A 16585-nucleotide genomic window follows, 5' to 3' on the forward strand; every position below is an offset into this window, starting at 1 on the left:
GTCGCCGGGATCACATTACGAAAAGGCACCGTGCGTGACGGCAGGCAACCGAAACGGACTTGTGCGACTGCCGGGGTTGCCGGTCCTACTGCTCCGGCCGGTGCAGCCAGGTGTTCAGCTCGGCCGGAAGCACCTGAGCCGCCCGCTCGCGGTAGGCCTCCAGCACCTCGGGTTCGAGCAGTGCTGCGCCGCCACCCGAGCGACCCTCACGGAAGAACGCGGCGCGGTCGTGGAACGGCTGGGTGGGCGTCCAGACCTCGGGCCGGGCCGACATCTGCTTGAACGACGCGGCCTCGAGGAGTTCGGCCCACAGCTCGTCGGGCACCTGCGCGCCGAGTCGTTCGGCGAGCGCGCGCATCTGCCCTTCCAGGTCGGCCGAGAGGTCGGCGTAGTGCAGGAGCACCAGGTCGTCCCGGTCGCGCTGCTCCCAGGCGATCCGGGCATGGTCCAGGTAGGCGTTCATCGACTGGCTCTCGCCGGCCGGGGCGCTGTCGGCCATCACCCACTCCCGCAGCCAGGTCCGGTCGTCGGTGGTCGGGTACAGGCTGATCTCCGGCGGGAAGCCCAGGCTCGTCATCATCGCCGGGGAGTCCATGTTGTGCAGGTGGTGGTACCAGGACAACGCACTGTCGAGCGGGTGCCGGGCCACGAACACGGTCTTCACACCCTCAGCCGTGGGCAGGCCGTCCAGCGGAGTGTGCGACTTCAGGATGCGACGGTGCGCCTGGGCCTCCAGGCGCGCCACGACGTCCTCGATCGGGGTGTCCTTCATGTCGATCCAGGGCGAGAGCCGGCTCAGCGGAGCATCGAAGCCGGTGGCCCGGAACAGCAGCATCGCGCAGATCGACTGCACCCACGTGGTGCCCGATTTCATCGGTGCCGCGACGATCACATCATCTGGGCGCAGCGTCACCGACTGCCAGCGCGCGTTGTCCTGAAAAGGGCCGTCGTACCGCTTGAGCTGCGTCATTTCCTTACCCACAACCACTCGCCGGGCGCTGTCGGCGGTGATCATAGGTGACGAACCTGGGCACTACAGTCCCTGGTGCACTCCTGCATCCGACCTTCGGATGAGGCCGCCGACCGCAAGATCATCCGTCGTGATGGCGAACCCGCCTGCCTGCCCTGCCAGACTCCCCGAAAGCCGGATGAGCGCTCGGTGCATCCGCGGAAACGTACTCATCGTGGACGGGATACTCAGCAATGAAGTGGCGCACGGCAGTTGCGGCCGATGTTTCTCCCAGCCGACTGCCGGACGCAGCCCCAGCGCAGTGGGCGATCCTGGCGATGTCGGCATCCCCGTCCGGTCAGGAGCCACCGGACGACGCGTTCGACGAGGAGAGCCCGGGCGCGTCGGACGACCTGAGCGTTCACGAGGTCGTCCGATCGCTCCTCTGGTCGGCCGCCGCGATTCTGCTGGTCGCGCTGGCGTGGTGGGTGCTCGGCCGGGCGACCGTCGACGGCCTGCGTCTTCTCTGAGGCCTACCCTGATCCCCTGATGAAGCAGATGCGTCGAAAAGTAGCTGTGGCAATGCGTTCGGTGAGGACGGTGAGCCGGCTCCGGCTGGCCTTCGAGGTCGGTCTGGTCCTGGTCTTCGGGACCGGGTCCATCGCCGTGGCGCTGCGCTTCACCGACAACCTCCTCGGAGGCAACCCGCAGACGGCGCTCGGGTTCGCGGTGCTCGCGTTCCTGGCCTGGGCCGTCGTGCTGCCGCTGAGGCTGGTCCGCCCGTTGACCGCCCTGGTTCTGGGCGGCCTGCTGAGCATCCCGCTGGGTAGTACGGGCCTGGTCATGATCCCGTTGAGCGCCGCGGTCGGGTACCGCGTCCGCCGCAAGGTGCCACTCGCCCTGGCCTACCTGGCTGTCTTTGCCTGCGGCATCACCGGAGTCGGCCTGAGTGGGGGCCTCTCCTGGCTGACCGTGTTCCTGTTCGCCCTGGCCCAGTTCAGCGCCTACGTCGTCCTGCCGGGCACCGTGGGAGCCATGGCTGCGCAGCGTCGCCTGCTGGTGATGACCATGCACCAGCGCAACGTCGAACTGCACGCCGAACGCCAGGCCATCGAGGGGCAGGCCCAGGCCCGCGAGCGCAACCGGATCGCCGCGGAGCTGCACGACTCGCTCGGCCACCGGCTCACCCTGCTCTCGCTCTACACCGGCGGGCTGGCCCAGGCGCCGGAACTGGCGGCGCTGAGCCCGGAACGCCGGCAGGCCCTGGACCTGGTGCGTGACACCTCGGGCCAGGCGATGGGTGAGCTCCGCCAGATCCTGAAGATCCTCCACCAGGACGCCTCGGACGATGCCGGTGGGCGTTCGCTCGCGGAGGTCGAGGAGACGGTGGCCTCGGCCCGGGCGACCGGGACCCAGGTCGAGCTGGTCCGGGCCGGAGAGCCTCGGCCGTTGCCTCTGCTCGCCGAGCACGCCGCCTATCGCGTGGTGCAGGAAGGGCTGACGAACGCCCTCAAGCACGCCGGTGGCGCACCGATCCGCGTGGAGGTGCGCTACGCGGAGGAAGAACTCTTCGTCGAGGTCCGCAACGGTCCCGGCCGTCCGTACGCGGGGCAGAGCTCCGGGCAAGGGCTCGCCGGCCTGGCGGAACGAGTCCGCCTGGCCGGCGGCGTGCTGACCTCCGGTCCGGTGATCGACGCGTCTTCAGGCGGTGGGTTCCGGATCTCGGCCGTCCTGCCGTACAACGCCGAGATCCCGGATGCGCTCGCGCCGAAGACGGGCGACTTCCCGGAGGAGATCAAGCGCAATACCCGTCGTCAGCGACTCGGCGTCCTGACCGTGATCACTGCCGTGGTGCTCTCGCTGGGCTCGTGCGTCGGGGCGCTGGTGGTCCCGGATCCCGTCTCCTCGGACGATGTTGCAGCCGAGCTGGTTTCGGAACCGGTGTCGCAGCAGCAGTTCGATGAACTACGCATCGGCGAGGCGGCGACCGGCCTGCCGGAGCCCTGGCACACCGAAGAATCCGGTGGAAAGGTCTGCAGCTACTACACCGCGGCCGCCGACGTGGAGTCGGATGACCCCTTGATCGACGAGATCGACTTCGAATTCTGCTTCCTGGACGGGAAACTGGTGAGCAAGGACAAGCTCTGAACGACGGTCAGTCGCTCGGGCAGGCGACGTCCTTGGCCGGCAACTTCCCGCTGATCAGATACGACGTGGTCACGTTGGAGGCACAGGCGTTCCGGCCGAGCACGTACACGCCGTGACCGCTGCCGTCCACCGTGACCAGCCGGGAGCGCTGCCCGAACTTCTCCCGCAGCAGTTGCCCGCCCGCGAGCGGGGTGACCGGGTCGTGCTGGTTCTGCAGGATCAGGATGTTGGCCGGGCCCTCGTCGTTGATCGCCACCGGTTCCTTCTCCGGACCGAGCTCCCAGTAGGCGCAGGGCAGGATGTTGGCGCTGGCCGGGCCGAACAGCGGGTACCGCTCGCGATCCTCGGCCACGGCCTGCTGGTAGGCCTTGACGTTGCTCGGCCATTCGCTGTCGTTACAGGTCACCGCGAGGAACACGGTGAGCGCGTTGTCCAGCGGATTGGCGTCCGCCGCAACCTGCGCAGCCGGGGCCGCCGTACCGGGATCAAGCAACGACTGCCAGTACTGCGCCCGCGAGCCGTAGGAGAGCGGGCTGTAGGCGCCCACGAACACGTAGTGGCGGAACAGGGCGCCGTTGGTCCCGTCCGGAGCCGGGGTCTCGTCCAGCCGCTCGGCCGTGCTGACGAAGTTCTCGCGCACTTCCTGCGGGGTACTGCCCAGGCCGTAGGCCCCGTCCCGGGCCGCGACCCAGGCCGCGAAGTCCCCGAAGGTTTCCTCGAAGCCCAGTCCGTACCGGCGCATGCCTTCCTGGTTCAGGTGGGTGTCGCCGACGTTGCTGTCCAGCACGATCCGGTCGGAGCGCTGCGGGAACATCGAGGCGTACGCCGCTCCGAGGGCCGAGCCGTACGAGGCCCCGTAGAAGCTGGTCTTCTTCTCCCCCAGCGCGATCCGGATCTGGTCCAGGTCACGCGCCATGTTCTCGGTCGTCAGCTGCTTGAGCGCCGCCGCGTCCGGGCTATTGGCGCAGGTCTGGGCCGCGGCCTTGACCACCTTCGCCCGCTGCGCGACCGCGGCCTCGTCCACCGCGAACGGAGGGATGTTGCCGTTGTACGGGTCGTCCGCCTTGAACCCGCACTTCACCGGCGAGGAGAAGCCGACGCCCCGGGTGTCCATGCCGATCAGGTCGTAGGCGTCCATGACGCTGGCCGGCAGCCCCTGCTCGACCATCAGCGCGGCCTGCCCCAGCCCCGTGCCACCCGGACCGCCCGGGTTGAACAGCATGATCCCGCGCCGCTTCTCCGGCTTGGTGCTGGCGATCCGGGAGAGCGTGAGCTCGATCTTCTTGCCCTTGGGCTTGCTGTAGTCCAGCGGCACCTTCACCGTGGCGCACTGCACCAGCGGCATCTGCGTCGGCGGGATGTCCGTCCCCTCCGGGCATCCCGCCCACTTGACCTTCGCGGCCGTCTGGGCCACCGGCTGAGCCTCACGAACCGACCCGGTGTCTCCCGGCATCACGATCGCACCTGCGAGTAGTCCGGCCGAAACCGCCAGACCTGCGCCTCTTCCCACCAACGTCCAGCCTCCTTTGGATGCACTCCTCGGGCAGATGAGCACATCCATCAGAAACCCTGCCGTCGGGGCATGGTCAAACCGACGAACCGTCCAGCAGCAGTCCGTCCTGCTCCGGGCCGGGGAAGACCAGTTCGGTGAGCACGACCTCGCCGTGCCCGGCGATCACCTCGATACAGCAGCGGTCCACCACCACATCCAGCTGCAGTTCACCGTTCTCGAGCGCCACCGGTACCCGCCGCGCCACCATGAACGCAGGATCAGCGAGCGTTCCGCTGCGGCTGCGGTCGACGTAGAGACAGCCGTCCTGGTAGCCGATCCTGGTTCCGTCGCCGTCCGCGCTCGCGTGCACGAGAAGCGAAGCCCCGGGCTGCAGGCGGGTCTGCAACCGGTAGGCGAGTGGGACGGTGATCCGTTGCCCCGACGCGGGAACCTCGACCGACGGCGTATCCAGCTCCCGCAGGAACCGGCTGGTCAGCCTCGGCACCCTGTCGAGCGTGACCAGGGCCAGTTCGCGGGGCAAGGTCTGGATACCACGCCAAGGAGCGGTCGGCGCCAGGAAAGCGTGTCCCATCCAGCCCATCATCAGCCGACGCTCCGGGATGCCCGAGAAGGTGACGGCGGCGTAGTTGTCGTGCCCGAAGTCGCTGGTCCGGTACAGGTCGCCCGGGGGAATGCTGGCGTCCTCGGTGAACTTGGTCCCGTCGAAGTCGCCGAGCAGGTACACCTGGGCCGGGCCGCGGGTACACAGCGAGAGCACCCAGCGCGGCCGGCCCTCGTCGCCGTCCAGCGGCAGCGGGAACAGATCCGGGCACTCCCAGAACCCCGGCAGGTTCGGGCTGGTGAACGTGCTCAGCTCCGTCCAGTGCAGAAGGTCGTCCGAGCGGTTGATCACCAGCCGCGAGTCGTCGGCCTCGACCGTGACCATCACCCAGTAGCCGCCCGGACGCTCGCCGAACCAGAAGACCTTGGGGTCGCGGTAGTCGTTGCGGCCCCGGTCGCTGACCGGGTTGTCCGGGTGCTGCTTCCAGGTCCGGCCGGCGTCGGTGCTGACCGCGATGGACTGGGCCTGGCGGGTGCCGTACTGCGGGTGGTCACGGTACTGGCTCGTGTAGAACGCGATCAGCGGACCATCGGATCCCTCGCCCAGGCCGGAGGTGTTGTCCTGGTCGTGCACGATCGAGCCGGAGAAGATCCACTCGTCCTCGCTGCAGCCGATCGCGATCTCGTGCTCGGTCCAGTGCTGAAGATCGGTGGACGTGGCGTGGCCCCAGCTGATCGACCCCCACTCGTCGCCGGTGGCGTTGTACTGGAAGAAGAGGTGGTACACCCCGTCGTGCCGGATCAGGCCGTTCGGATCGTTCATCCAGTTCTTCTGTGGGGTGAAGTGAACCAGAGGACGCCATTGCTCAGTTGGTTCGCGACGGCTCACGATGCGCTCCCACAAGTTGCGTGCCGAACAGGTCTCCTCAGACCGGGCGCCCGGACGACTCGCCGCTGCTCTCCAGAGCGAAGGTCCGGAACGACGAGTGTGAGCTGTTGGTCAGATAGTTACCGTAGACGGGTGCCTCGCTGACGAAGAAATCCCACACCTCCTCGTGCTCGGCGTCTTTCAGCATCCGCGCCCGCACCGGGATCACCTGGTTGCCGAAGGTGACGACGGCGTCGGGGTGAGCCAGCAGATTTTCCGCCCAGGCGGCCGGCTGCGGACGCCCGAAGTTCGATGCGACAACCGCGAAAACACCGTCACCATGCGGTTTGAAGAACAGGGGCGTGGTGCGCGGTTGGCCGGTGCGGCGGCCGGTGGTGGTCAGCAGCAACGTCCCGGCGCCGGTCGTCCCGCCCATGCTGTACCGCCCCTTGCTCCGGGCCAGGAGGTACCGGTCGACCGGGACCATCACCTGGCGCATGAAGGTGACGAACCACGGCCGCGGAGCCAGGCGGATCATCGTGGCCCGCACAAGTCCCTGAACTCGTTCCCGGATCATGCTGCTCCCCCGTAACCCTCGGCACATCGACGGATCAGGCCGATCAGGACACCGTAAGCCCCAGCAGCCCGCCATGAACGAAGGCCGCCAGGGCGTCCGTCATCGCGTCCTCGGAAAGGTCCTGGCGTACGGCCGGATTCCACCAGGTGGAGGCGAACGACCACATCAGGCCGGTCATCAGCGAGGCCGCGAGCACCGGATCGACGCTCAGTTCCAGCTGGGCCAGGTGCCCGGCCAGGTGCTCCAGGTCCGGCTCGAACATCTCCTGCTGCCGCCGGGCGAAGGTCTCGTCCACGATGGCGGCCTGCTGCAGCGCGATCATCACGGTGCGGTGCTCGCGGAAGGACCGCACGAAGGTGGCGACGTGCCAGCGGACCGCGTCCCGCTCCCGGAAGTCGTCCGGATGCGACGGCCCGGCGGCGGTGACCGTGGCGTCGCTCTCGGCCAGCAGGCTGCTCAGCAGCGCCTCGAGCAGCTTCTCCTTGCTGGCGAAGTGCTTGTAGAACGACCCGGTGGCCCGGCCGGCCTCGGCCGTGATGTCGGTGATCTTGGTGTTCAGGTAGCCCTTGCGCTCGAACACCCGGATCGCCGCGGCCTGCAGTTCGGCCTCGGTCTGGGCGGCCTGCTGCCTGCGCATGCCGCGGTTGGGTCCACTCACCCTGCTGCCCACCTTCGCTCTTGACCCCAACCTACCAGCCGACCTATGGTGAATTTATGTTCACTGAATCTAAGTTCACCTTAATCGTCGGGGCCGGGCCGACCGGGCTGACGCTGGCCCGCCAGCTGCAGCGCCACGGCGTTCCGTTCCGGATCATCGAGCAGTCCCCCACCCCGTTCGAGGGCTCGCGGGGCAAGGGCCTGCAGCCCCGGACCCTTGAGGTGCTCGACGATCTGGGCGTGCTCGAGGAGTTTCTGGCCTCGGGCGGCCCCTACCCGAGCATGCTGATCCACCTGCCCGACGGCGGCACGATGCCCCGGCCGATGGGCGAGGTCCGGGAGCCGTCCGCGACCGTTCCCCACCCGAACCCGCTGATGCTGCCGCAGTGGCGGACCGGCGAGATCCTGGCCCAGGGTGTCCCGGTGGAATACGGCGTCGGCCTGGATGAACTGACTCAGGACGAGTCCGGCGTGCACCTGAAGCTGGACAACGGCGAAGAGTTCACCGCACGGTACGTCGTGGGCGCGGACGGCGGCAAGAGCACAGTGCGCCGCGCGATCGGCGTGGCCTTCGAGGGCGAGACCCAGGAGAGCGAGCAGCTGTTCATCGCCGATGTGAAGCTGACCGGACTGGACCGCGACAACTGGCACATCTGGCTGGGCCCGGACGGCCGCTCCATCGGCCTGGCGGTGTGCCCACTGGCCGGCACCGACGACTTCCAGCTGGTCTCGCCCGAAACGGATTCTTCGGTGGAGCAACTGCTTTCCGATGCCGACCCGTCCATCGGTCTTCAGCACGTCGGCTGGACCTCTCGCTGGCGCGCGAACGTCCGGATGGCGCAGCGTTTCCGGGTGGGCAACATCTTCCTCGCCGGCGACGCTGCCCACGTCCACCCGCCCACCGGCGCGCAGGGACTGAACACCGGGGTCCAGGACGCCTACAACCTCGGCTGGAAGCTCGCGACCGGCGACGATGCCGTCCTGGACACCTACGAGTCCGAACGACTTCCGGTGGCCGCGGCCGTCCTCGGGATCAGCACCAAGCTGTACCAGCGGGCGGTCGACAACCAGGAGGATGCCATGCGCCGGGACGACCCGGACCTGCAGCAACTGAACCTGAACTACCGGGAAAGCCCTCTGGCCGTGGAGCATCGGGCCGGGCCGGGCGTGCTTCAGGCCGGAGACCGGGCACCGGACCACCCGCGAGGCGACGGCCGGGTCTTCGACCTGCTGCGTGGCCCGCACTTCACCCTGCTGGCCCTCGACTGGTCCGCCGACCTGCCCGATCTCGGCATTCCGGCCTACCGCATCGACGAGGCGAGCGACGCCTACGACGGCCAGGGTCCACGCCTGTTCCTGGTCCGTCCGGACAACTACATCGGCTGTGCAGCAACCGATCCCGCCGACGTTGCCGCCTATCTCAAGAAGGCTTCAGCGGCCTAGCAGCTCGGCCGTCGCCTCCCACAGGCGACGCTCCCGCGCCCGGTCCTGGGCCATCGGCTGCACCTCGGTAACTCGGTCCCGCACCACGAACGCTCCGTCGCGCAGATCGGACCAGCGTTCGTCCACGGCGACCGAAGCCAGCAGTGGCCCGGACTTTTCCGGGGTCGCCACACCGGGAATCCGACCGAGCGCACGTCCGATTGCCTGTACGGCCGGCGGAGCGCTCCGGCTCAGGGCACTACCCGGCATCCAACCCGGTTCGTAGACGATGACGTTCACCCCGGCGGCAACCCTGCGCTGCAGTTCGTGGGCGTAGTAGAGAATCGCGAGCTTGGCATCCGAGTACGCGGTCATGCCGAGATGACCCTCTGCGGCAGCCGGTTCGGCCAGTTCGATCGGATCCCGCCACTGGGCCGGTGGCACCTTCAGCAGCCGCCGCCAGAAGTTGGCGTAGTACGTGTTCGAGCCGAGCAGAACAATTCTGGACGAGGTGGCCAGCGTTGCGGTCAAGTCACCGATGAGTTGGGCGTGGGCCAGGTAGTTGACCGCGAAGGTCAGCTCGTGACCGTCCACCGAGGCCCGGCGGGTGTCGGGCGAGACGAATCCGGCGTTGGCGATCAGAGCTACCAATGGACGGACGTCCCCGGCCTCCACAAGATCCCGAACGGTGGATGCCGCGGCCCGGACGTCGGAAAGGTCGGCCAGGTCGCACCCGATCGCGTGCGCCTGGGCCCCACGCCGACGCACCTGCTCGGCCACCTCGTCCAGAGCGGTTCCTGCTCGCCCGAGGAGCACCACGTCGCGGACCTGCGGATGCTCGGCCAAGGCGAGAGCGGCCACCCGGCCGAGGCTGCGGGTGGGGCCGGTGATGAGCGCTGTTGTCATGTCCGCCAGCCTGGCCCGGTCGGCGCTGCTCAGGCAGTCGCCAGGTTGTCGTAGGACCAGCAGGGCCAGGATCTCGCGGCCTGGTCCGGGCAGACTGGTGCTGGTGGAGACTTGGGAATTCGGTCAGGCCCTGCGCCGGCGGCGGGACGAGGTGGCGCCGGAGGCGGTCGGCCTGCCGGTGGGCCGTCGGCGCCGGGCGACCGGGCTGCGGCGTGAGGAACTGGCCCAGCTGGCCGGGATCTCCGCGGACTACCTGACCCGCCTCGAACAGGGCCGGGCCACCACTCCCTCGGCGCAGGTGGTGGAGGCCCTGGCCCGGGCCCTGCGGCTGCCCGACCGCGACCGGGCGCTGCTGTACGAGCTGGCCGGGCTGACCGTGCCCGGGCCGGAGGTGGTGCCGACCCGGCTGGCCCCGAGCATCCAGCGGATGCTCGACCGGCTGGACCACACCCCGGTCGTGGTCTACGACGCAACCTGGACCCTGGTCCTGGCCAACCGCGCCTACGACGCGCTGATGGGCGACACGACCGGCTGGCAGGGCCTGGAGCGCAACGCGATCTGGCGCCACCTCAACGGCCGCCGCAACCGGGTCGTGCACTCACCGCAAGAGTTCGCCCGGCACGTGGCCCTCCTCGTCGCCGACCTTCGGCTGACCGCGGCCCGCTACCCCACCGACCGAGCACTGCGGCAGCTGATCGATCATCTGCACGAATCCCCGGGCTTCACCGCGCTGTGGGACTCCCCCGCACTCCCGGCCCCGGAACGGGCCCGGCACAAGACGATCGCCCACCCAGCCGTGGGCCCGATCACGCTCGACTGCGACGTCCTGCTCCTGGCCCTCGACGACCTGCGGATCAGCGTGTACACCGCCGAACCCGGCACCCCCGACGCCGAGCGCCTCGCCCTGGCCCTGGTCCTCGGCACCCAGGACCTCGTCGACTCGTGAACTCGTAACACGGCCACAACAAAGGAGGCCTATGGTCTGGTGGTCAGACCACCTGACCACTAGGAGCTCGCCGTGACCGAAGGATTCATCGCCCGCCACGGACTGTGGACGGACGAGCAACGGACCGCCGCCGACCGCCTGCTCAGCGAGATCGAGCAGAAGAAGCTGCGCCAGGTCCGGATCGCCTGGTGCGACCAGCACGGCATCCTGCGCGGCAAGACGCTGGAGATCCCGCATTTCCGCTCGGTGCTGCGTCAGGGCAAGGACTTCCAGACCGCCACCCTGATCTTCGACACGACCAACAGCCCGGTGGTTCCCCCGTTCGGCGCGGACGCCCTGGGCGACTCCCGGATGACCGGCCTGCCCGACGGCGTCCTGGTGCCCGATCCGCTGACCTTCAAGGTCCTGCCCTGGCTGGAGGGGACCGGCTGGATCCTGTCCGAACTGCACTACCGCAGCGGCGAGCGGGTTCCGTTCGACACCCGGGGCGTCCTCACCGAGCAGCTGACCCGGCTCGGCGACGAGGGCTTCGAGTACGTCAGCGGCATCGAGATGGAGTTCTACCTGACCAGGCTGGTCGATCCGATGCTCGGTTTCGAGGACTCCGGCTACCCGCCCGCTCCCCCGAAGGTCACGGCGGTCGGTCACGGCTTCCAGTACCTGACCGAGTCGCGGGGCGACGAGATCGAGCCGATCCTGTCGGTCCTGCGCGACAACCTGGTCGAACTGGGCCTTCCGCTGAGCACGATCGAGGACGAGTGGGGGCCCGGGCAGGTCGAGTTCACCTTCGAGCCACTCACCGGGAAGGCCACTGCGGACGCTGCGGTCCTGGCCCGCACGGTGATCAAGCAGCTGGCCCGCCGGCACGGCTACCACGCGACCTTCATGGCCCGCCCGGCTCTGCCGAACGCGTTCTCCAGCGGCTGGCACCTGCACCAGTCGCTGCGCTCGTCCGCGCAGGCCAACGCCTTCGCCGGGAGCGCCCCGGACGAGCTGCTCTCGCCCACCGGTACCCAGTTCATGGCCGGGCTGCTGGAGCACGCTCTGGCCTGCTCGGTCCTGACCACCCCGACGGTCAACGGCTACAAGCGTTACCGGCCGGACTCTTTCGCACCCGACCGGATCGCCTGGGCCGAGGAGAACCGTGGGGCGATGGTGCGGGTGGCCGGTGCCCGCGGTGACGCGAACACCCACCTGGAGAACCGGATCGGGGACCCGGCGGCGAACCCGTACCTGTACCTGGCCTCACAGATCGCCTCGGGGCGGGACGGCCTGCGGCGCGGGCTCGACCCGGGTGCCTCGGCCGACGAGCCGTACCTGGCCGCGGCCACGGCACTGCCGGCCACCCTGGAGCAGGCGGTCGGGCACTTCAGCGAGAGCAAGCTGCTGCGGGCGGAGTTCGGCGAGGCGTTCGTCGACTACCTGACGATGATCAAGCGTCACGAGGTCTCCCGCTTCAACGCCGCCGTCACCGACTGGGAGCACCGTGAGTACTTCGAGGTCTATTGATCTGCTCGAGCACGTCCGCAGCGAGGCCGGTGACCCTTTCGTGGTGGCGGCGGCGCAGCTGGGCGGGCCGTGGCTGGACGTGCCTGCTCGACTCGAGCGGGCCGTCCAGGCGAGCGAACTGGCCGCGTCTCACCGAGCGTCCGTCATTGCCTTTCCGGAGTGCTATCTCAGTGGCTACCCGTACTGGCTGTCCCGGACCAACGGTGCGACGTTCGGCGACCCGTTGCAGAAGAAGGCTTATCGCTACTACCTGGAGTCGGCCGTCCCGGTGGACGGGCCCGAGGTTGCCCGGCTGAAGGAACTCAGCGCCGATCTGGGCATCACCGTGGTCATCGGCCTGACCGAGCGTTCCTCCGGCACCACGTACTGCTCGCTGCTGACGATCACTCCCGCCGGCCTGGCCGGGCATCACCGCAAACTCGTTCCCACGTATGACGAACGTCTGGTCTGGGGGTCCGGCGACGGGCACGGTCTGCGCGCTCACGAGGTGGGCCGGGCCCGGATCGGCAGCCTGAACTGCTGGGAGAACTGGATGCCCCAGGCCCGGCAGGCGATGTACGCGACCGGCGAGGACGTGCATTTCGGGGTCTGGCCCGGCTCGGTCGGGCTCACCGGTGACATCACGCGGTTCACGGCCCTGGAAGGACGGGTCTTCAGCGTCGCTGCCTCGGGACTGCTGCGGCGGGACGAGGTTCCGGACGATTTCCCCTTGGCCCAAGCTCTTCTGCAGGACGCCGATGAGCTGCCGTTCGACGGAGGCACAGCGGTGGCCGGTCCCGACGGGCGCTGGGTGATCGAGCCGATCGCCGGACGGGAGGGCATCGTGGTGGCCGAACTCGACCTGTCCCGGGTGGCCGAGGAGCGTTTCGCCTTCGACCCCACCGGGCACTACAGCCGTCCGGACGTTCTGCGTACTACGGTTGACCGTACGCGGCGAACCGCAATCGCATGGGAGGACGTCCGTTGAAACCAGTTCTCGTGCTGCAACACCAGGATGACGTCGCACCCGGCAACCTCGGTGAGTGGCTCACCGTTCAGGGCATCCCGTTCGTCGTTCAGGACGTGACGGCTCAGGGGCCGCACGACGAGACCGACTGGGGCGCCGTGGTGGTGCTGGGCAGCAAGGAATCGGCGTACGACGCCTCGGTCCCCTGGCTGGAGTGGGAGCGAACTGAGCTTCGGCGCCATCTGGACGCCGGTCGTCCGTTGCTCGGGATCTGTTTCGGGGCACAGCTTCTGGCTCAGCTCACGGGTGGATCGGTTGCGGCGGCGCGCTCGCCCGAACGAGGCTGGATCGACGTCGAAGGCTCGCCCCTGACCGGCTCCTGGTTCGCCTGGCACGGAGACGAGATCACCGTCCCTCCACAGGCCCAGGTGCTGGCCCGTTCGTCGGCCTGCGTGCAGGCGTTCCAGGTCGGGCCGCATCTGGGGGTGCAGTTCCATCCGGAGGTCTCGCTCGCCATGATCACCGGCTGGCTGGCCGAGAATCGCCGTCAGGAACAGCTTTCCGCGGTGGACAGCACCATCGACACCGTTCTGGCCGAGAGTGCCGCCCGGGCGGCAGAAGCCGAGCAGGCCGCCCATCGTCTGTACGCCGGCTTCTTCGGTTTCCTGCTCCGATCCCCTGACCCCTACAGTGGTCTGACCAGCAGATGACCAGGGAGCCAGAGGACGATGGTGAGCGGCAGGACGACGGGTTCGGCTTCACGGATGCGCCCGGTCGCTCGCCAGCCGGTCTCCGAGCAGGTCGCCGAGCGCCTGCGGGAGTTCATCGACGAGAACGGCCTGCAGGCCGGGGACAAGCTGATGACCGAGCGCGAACTGGCGGCCGAACTGGGCGTGGGCCGCTCGAGCGTGCGTGAGGCGATCACCGCCCTGCGGGCCCGGGGCCTGGTCGAGGTGCGTCACGGTGAGGGCATCTACCTGCTGGAACGCAGCACCGACCTGATCTCGTCGCTGGCTCAGGAACTGGTCGGCACGCACGTCGACCACCCCTACATCTGGGAGACCCGGCAGGCCATCGAGGTGCAGTGTGCCCGGCTGGCGGCCACCCGGGCCACCACCGAGGACCTCGCCCTGGTCGCGGCCGCCCTCGATCAGATGGCCGCCGAGGTCGACGCGGGCGAAGCGGCTCTTGAGGGTGACCGGGCCTTCCACTTCGGCGTGGTCCAGGCCTCCCACAACCCGATCCTGATCCAGCTGGTGGCGGGCATCCGGGAGTCGTTCGACAAGACCTCCGAGACGTCCCTGACCCGGGCCGGTCAGCCGGCCCGGTCGCTGGCCGAGCACCGCGGGATCTTCGAGGCCATCGCCGCCGGCGACCCAGCGCTGGCGGCCGGGCGGATGCTGGCCCACCTGGTCGGGACGACGGACGATCTGCTGCCCGGGCACTGAATCCCTACAGGTCGATGACGACCTTGCCGTGCACGTGCCGAGCGGATTGCAGTTCGACCGCGGCGCGGATCTGGTCCACCGGGAAACGGGCCGCGATCGGCACCCGGAGTTGCCCTTCCGCGGCCAGACGAGCGATCTCCTCGATGGCACCAGGCTCGGCGTTCGCGCCGTTGGCCGGCTCGATGCCTTCCACGACGGTGGCGATCGTGGTCATCCGGGAGTCCGGCACGCCGAGCTCACGAGCCGCCGCGATCGTCTCGGCGCCGTGCAGATCCATCGCCGCAGTGATGCCGTCCGGGAGTCGGTCGGCCAGGCCCTCGCCGTAGACAACCGGTTCCGCTCCCAGAGCGCGTAGCGCATCGGCCGAAGTGGCCGACCCCGTGCCGACGACTCGGGCACCGGCCAGGCGCGCAAGCTGAACCGCGAACACGCCCACCCCACCGCCCGCAGCGCCGATCAGCAGGGTGTCGGTCGGCCCGGGCTTGACCACCGCGAGCGCTGCTGCGGCCGTGCTCCCGGCGATGGACAGGACGGCGGCGGTCCGGTCATCGAGCCCGTCCGGTGTGCGATGAACGTCTCCGCCCTTGCCGAGGTGTCCCGGAGCGTCCACCACGACGTAGTCGGCGACGCTGCGGGAGAAGGCTGAGCCGAAGACCCGGTCGCCGACCTTGAACAGATCACCGACCCCGTCCCCCACCTCGTCGACGACGCCCGCGTAGTCGTTGCCGAACCCGCCCGGCAGGCTCAGGCCGAAGCGGGCAGCGGTGGCATCGTCCGAGGTCATGAACCAGTCCATCGGATTCAGCCCGGCTGCCGTGACCCGGACCCGGACCTGCCCGGGGCCGGCCTCAGGGACGGGCACCTCGCGCAGGACGAGGTTCCCGGGCCCGCCGAACGACTCGGCGAACTGGACGGCCCGGCTGGTGGATGTGCGCACGGCGAGGTCCTTCCTCAAGGGAGTCCCGGAAAACGGACTATGCTCCGGTTCAACGAACGTAGCACAACCGGAGCGTGATCCGTTTTGCCCGAGACCCCTGCGCGGTCGGATGCCGCGCGCAACCGCAAGCACCTGCTCGACGTCGCCACCCGGGTCTTCCAGTCGGCCCAGGGCGAGCCTTCGCTGCGGGAGATCGCCCGTGAGGCCGGGGTGGGCATCGCCACGCTCTACCGACACTTCCCCACCCGCGAGGCTCTGGTCGCCGCGGTCTACGCCGATCAGGTGGCCCGGCTCACCGACGGCGCCCAGCAACTCCTCGCGACCCATCCCCCGGCCGAGGCCCTACGCCGCTGGATGGACCTGTTCGGCGACTGGATCGCCACCAAGGACGGCATGCTGAACACGCTGCTCGCCCTGATCGAGTCCGACGAGATCCCGCACGCCCGAACCCATACCGACCTGATCACCGCGATCGAGGGCATGCTGAAAGCCGGTCAGGCGAGCGGCGAGCTGCGCACCGACATCACTGCGCAAGACATCGCCGCCCACCTGATCGGGATTTTCACCGTCGCGCCGGTACCTCAGCATTCAGCCCGCGCCGAAAGATTGCTGAACGTCCTGCTACACGGCCTGCGCCCAGCTCATGACGCGGGGTAGAGACCGAAAAGGTCAGCCCTGGGCGATGTCCGGAGTACCGACCGACTCCACACCGGCGGCGAACTCGGCCACGGTGGCGCTGTCCCACTTCAGACTGCCGGGAAACTGGAAGATCAGCGTGCGGTCCTCGGCCGGCAGCAGCAGACCCGTGCTGTCACCGCCCTCGAAGTCGAAGCTGGTCGCGGTGACGTCGCCGACCTCGAGATCCTGAGTGTTCTTGCGCTCGACCGAAAGCTCTGCCTCGTTGGCCACGGTGACCAGAATCTTGCCGGTGAACTCGTTCGGGTCCTGGTTGCTCGCGTCCTCGGCGGCAAGCACCAGCTTGCCGGTGTCAGCCGCCAGCACGTCCCAGCCGGCCGGAACCTGCTCGATCCGGAAACCCTCGGGCTGCTCACCCTGGAAAGAGGTCAGCTCGGCGGAAATGCTCTGTGTCCCGGCCGGTTCGGCGGTCGCCGAAGAACCGGAGCCCAGGAGCGTGAAAGCCAGGACTCCGGCGGCGGCAGCCGCGGCCAGACCGACGGGGAGGAGGACGTTGCGTTGGGTGGAAGAGATGCTCATGCCT

At 68.9% G+C, this 16585-nt stretch carries 17 protein-coding genes; 9 read left to right on the plus strand and 8 right to left on the minus strand.

What is annotated here, in order from left to right; genetic code table 11:
- Positions 1–85 precede the first annotated feature (85 nt).
- The gene (locus LR394_RS06395) at positions 86–1015 is read right to left on the minus strand and encodes a sulfotransferase domain-containing protein (protein ID WP_231439479.1); all 930 of its coding nucleotides are present in this window, start codon (positions 1013–1015) and stop codon (positions 86–88) included.
- 188 nt (positions 1016–1203) lie between these two features.
- Between LR394_RS06395 and LR394_RS06400 the strand changes: the two genes are divergently transcribed.
- A complete protein-coding gene (locus LR394_RS06400) occupies positions 1204–1479 on the plus strand; it encodes a hypothetical protein (protein ID WP_231439480.1) in 276 nt (91 codons plus the stop codon).
- 70 nt (positions 1480–1549) lie between these two features.
- A complete protein-coding gene (locus LR394_RS06405; protein ID WP_231439481.1) occupies positions 1550–3097 on the plus strand; it encodes a sensor histidine kinase in 1548 nt (515 codons plus the stop codon).
- Positions 3098–3104: 7 nt separating this feature from the next.
- On the opposite strand, the gene LR394_RS06410 is transcribed toward LR394_RS06405, so the two are convergent.
- The 4 genes from LR394_RS06410 to LR394_RS06425 form a co-directional block, all read right to left on the minus strand.
- On the minus strand, positions 3105–4550 hold the full coding sequence (locus tag LR394_RS06410) for an alpha/beta hydrolase (RefSeq protein WP_231439482.1): 1446 nt from the start codon (positions 4548–4550) through the stop codon (positions 3105–3107).
- Between the two features lie 133 nt (positions 4551–4683).
- Positions 4684–6039 carry a glycoside hydrolase family 32 protein gene (locus LR394_RS06415; RefSeq protein WP_331283048.1) on the minus strand — a complete coding sequence of 452 codons (1356 nt, stop codon included), beginning with the start codon at positions 6037–6039 and terminating at the stop codon, positions 4684–4686.
- A gap of 37 nt (positions 6040–6076) precedes the next feature.
- Complete coding sequence (locus LR394_RS06420) at positions 6077–6595, minus strand: nitroreductase/quinone reductase family protein (protein ID WP_231439484.1); 519 nt, start codon at positions 6593–6595, stop codon at positions 6077–6079.
- Between the two features lie 43 nt (positions 6596–6638).
- Entirely contained in the window at positions 6639–7253 is a 615-nt protein-coding gene (locus LR394_RS06425) for a TetR/AcrR family transcriptional regulator (RefSeq protein ID WP_231439486.1), read from the minus strand.
- A gap of 56 nt (positions 7254–7309) precedes the next feature.
- On the opposite strand from LR394_RS06425, the gene LR394_RS06430 reads away from it, so the two are divergent.
- Positions 7310–8695, plus strand: a complete 1386-nt coding sequence (locus LR394_RS06430) for an FAD-dependent monooxygenase (RefSeq protein WP_231439488.1) — start codon at positions 7310–7312, stop codon at positions 8693–8695.
- Here LR394_RS06430 and LR394_RS06435 read toward each other — a convergent pair.
- Positions 8684–9589: an SDR family NAD(P)-dependent oxidoreductase gene (locus tag LR394_RS06435; RefSeq protein WP_407937000.1), complete on the minus strand. Its 906-nt coding sequence runs from the start codon at positions 9587–9589 to the stop codon at positions 8684–8686. The genes LR394_RS06430 and LR394_RS06435 overlap by 12 nt on opposite strands.
- 94 nt (positions 9590–9683) lie before the next feature.
- On the opposite strand from LR394_RS06435, the gene LR394_RS06440 reads away from it, so the two are divergent.
- The 5 genes from LR394_RS06440 to LR394_RS06460 all read left to right on the plus strand — a co-directional run bounded on the left by LR394_RS06440 (position 9684) and on the right by LR394_RS06460 (position 14429).
- Positions 9684–10526: a helix-turn-helix transcriptional regulator gene (locus LR394_RS06440; RefSeq protein ID WP_231439491.1), complete on the plus strand. Its 843-nt coding sequence runs from the start codon at positions 9684–9686 to the stop codon at positions 10524–10526.
- Positions 10527–10598: 72 nt separating this feature from the next.
- Complete coding sequence (locus tag LR394_RS06445) at positions 10599–12035, plus strand: glutamine synthetase family protein (RefSeq protein WP_231439493.1); 1437 nt, start codon at positions 10599–10601, stop codon at positions 12033–12035.
- Complete coding sequence (locus tag LR394_RS06450; RefSeq protein ID WP_231439495.1) at positions 12013–13002, plus strand: carbon-nitrogen hydrolase family protein; 990 nt, start codon at positions 12013–12015, stop codon at positions 13000–13002. The genes LR394_RS06445 and LR394_RS06450 overlap by 23 nt, the downstream gene beginning before the upstream one ends.
- Positions 12999–13691 (plus strand): type 1 glutamine amidotransferase, encoded by a 693-nt coding sequence (locus LR394_RS06455; RefSeq protein ID WP_231439497.1) that lies wholly within the window; start codon positions 12999–13001, stop codon positions 13689–13691. The genes LR394_RS06450 and LR394_RS06455 overlap by 4 nt, the downstream gene beginning before the upstream one ends.
- A gap of 54 nt (positions 13692–13745) precedes the next feature.
- Positions 13746–14429, plus strand: coding sequence for a FadR/GntR family transcriptional regulator (locus tag LR394_RS06460; protein WP_231439499.1), 684 nt, complete (start codon positions 13746–13748; stop codon positions 14427–14429).
- A gap of 4 nt (positions 14430–14433) precedes the next feature.
- Here LR394_RS06460 and LR394_RS06465 read toward each other — a convergent pair whose 3' ends face one another.
- Entirely contained in the window at positions 14434–15366 is a 933-nt protein-coding gene (locus tag LR394_RS06465; protein ID WP_231439501.1) for an NADP-dependent oxidoreductase, read from the minus strand.
- A gap of 84 nt (positions 15367–15450) precedes the next feature.
- Here LR394_RS06465 and LR394_RS06470 point away from each other — a divergent pair, with 84 nt between their 5' ends.
- A complete protein-coding gene (locus tag LR394_RS06470) occupies positions 15451–16023 on the plus strand; it encodes a TetR/AcrR family transcriptional regulator (protein ID WP_231439503.1) in 573 nt (190 codons plus the stop codon).
- Between the two features lie 12 nt (positions 16024–16035).
- Here LR394_RS06470 and LR394_RS06475 read toward each other — a convergent pair whose 3' ends face one another.
- Positions 16036–16581 carry a hypothetical protein gene (locus tag LR394_RS06475; protein WP_231439505.1) on the minus strand — a complete coding sequence of 182 codons (546 nt, stop codon included), beginning with the start codon at positions 16579–16581 and terminating at the stop codon, positions 16036–16038.
- Positions 16582–16585 lie beyond the last annotated feature (4 nt).

Source organism: Kineosporia babensis (assembly GCF_021129305.1).
GTDB lineage: Bacteria > Actinomycetota > Actinomycetes > Actinomycetales > Kineosporiaceae > Kineosporia > Kineosporia babensis.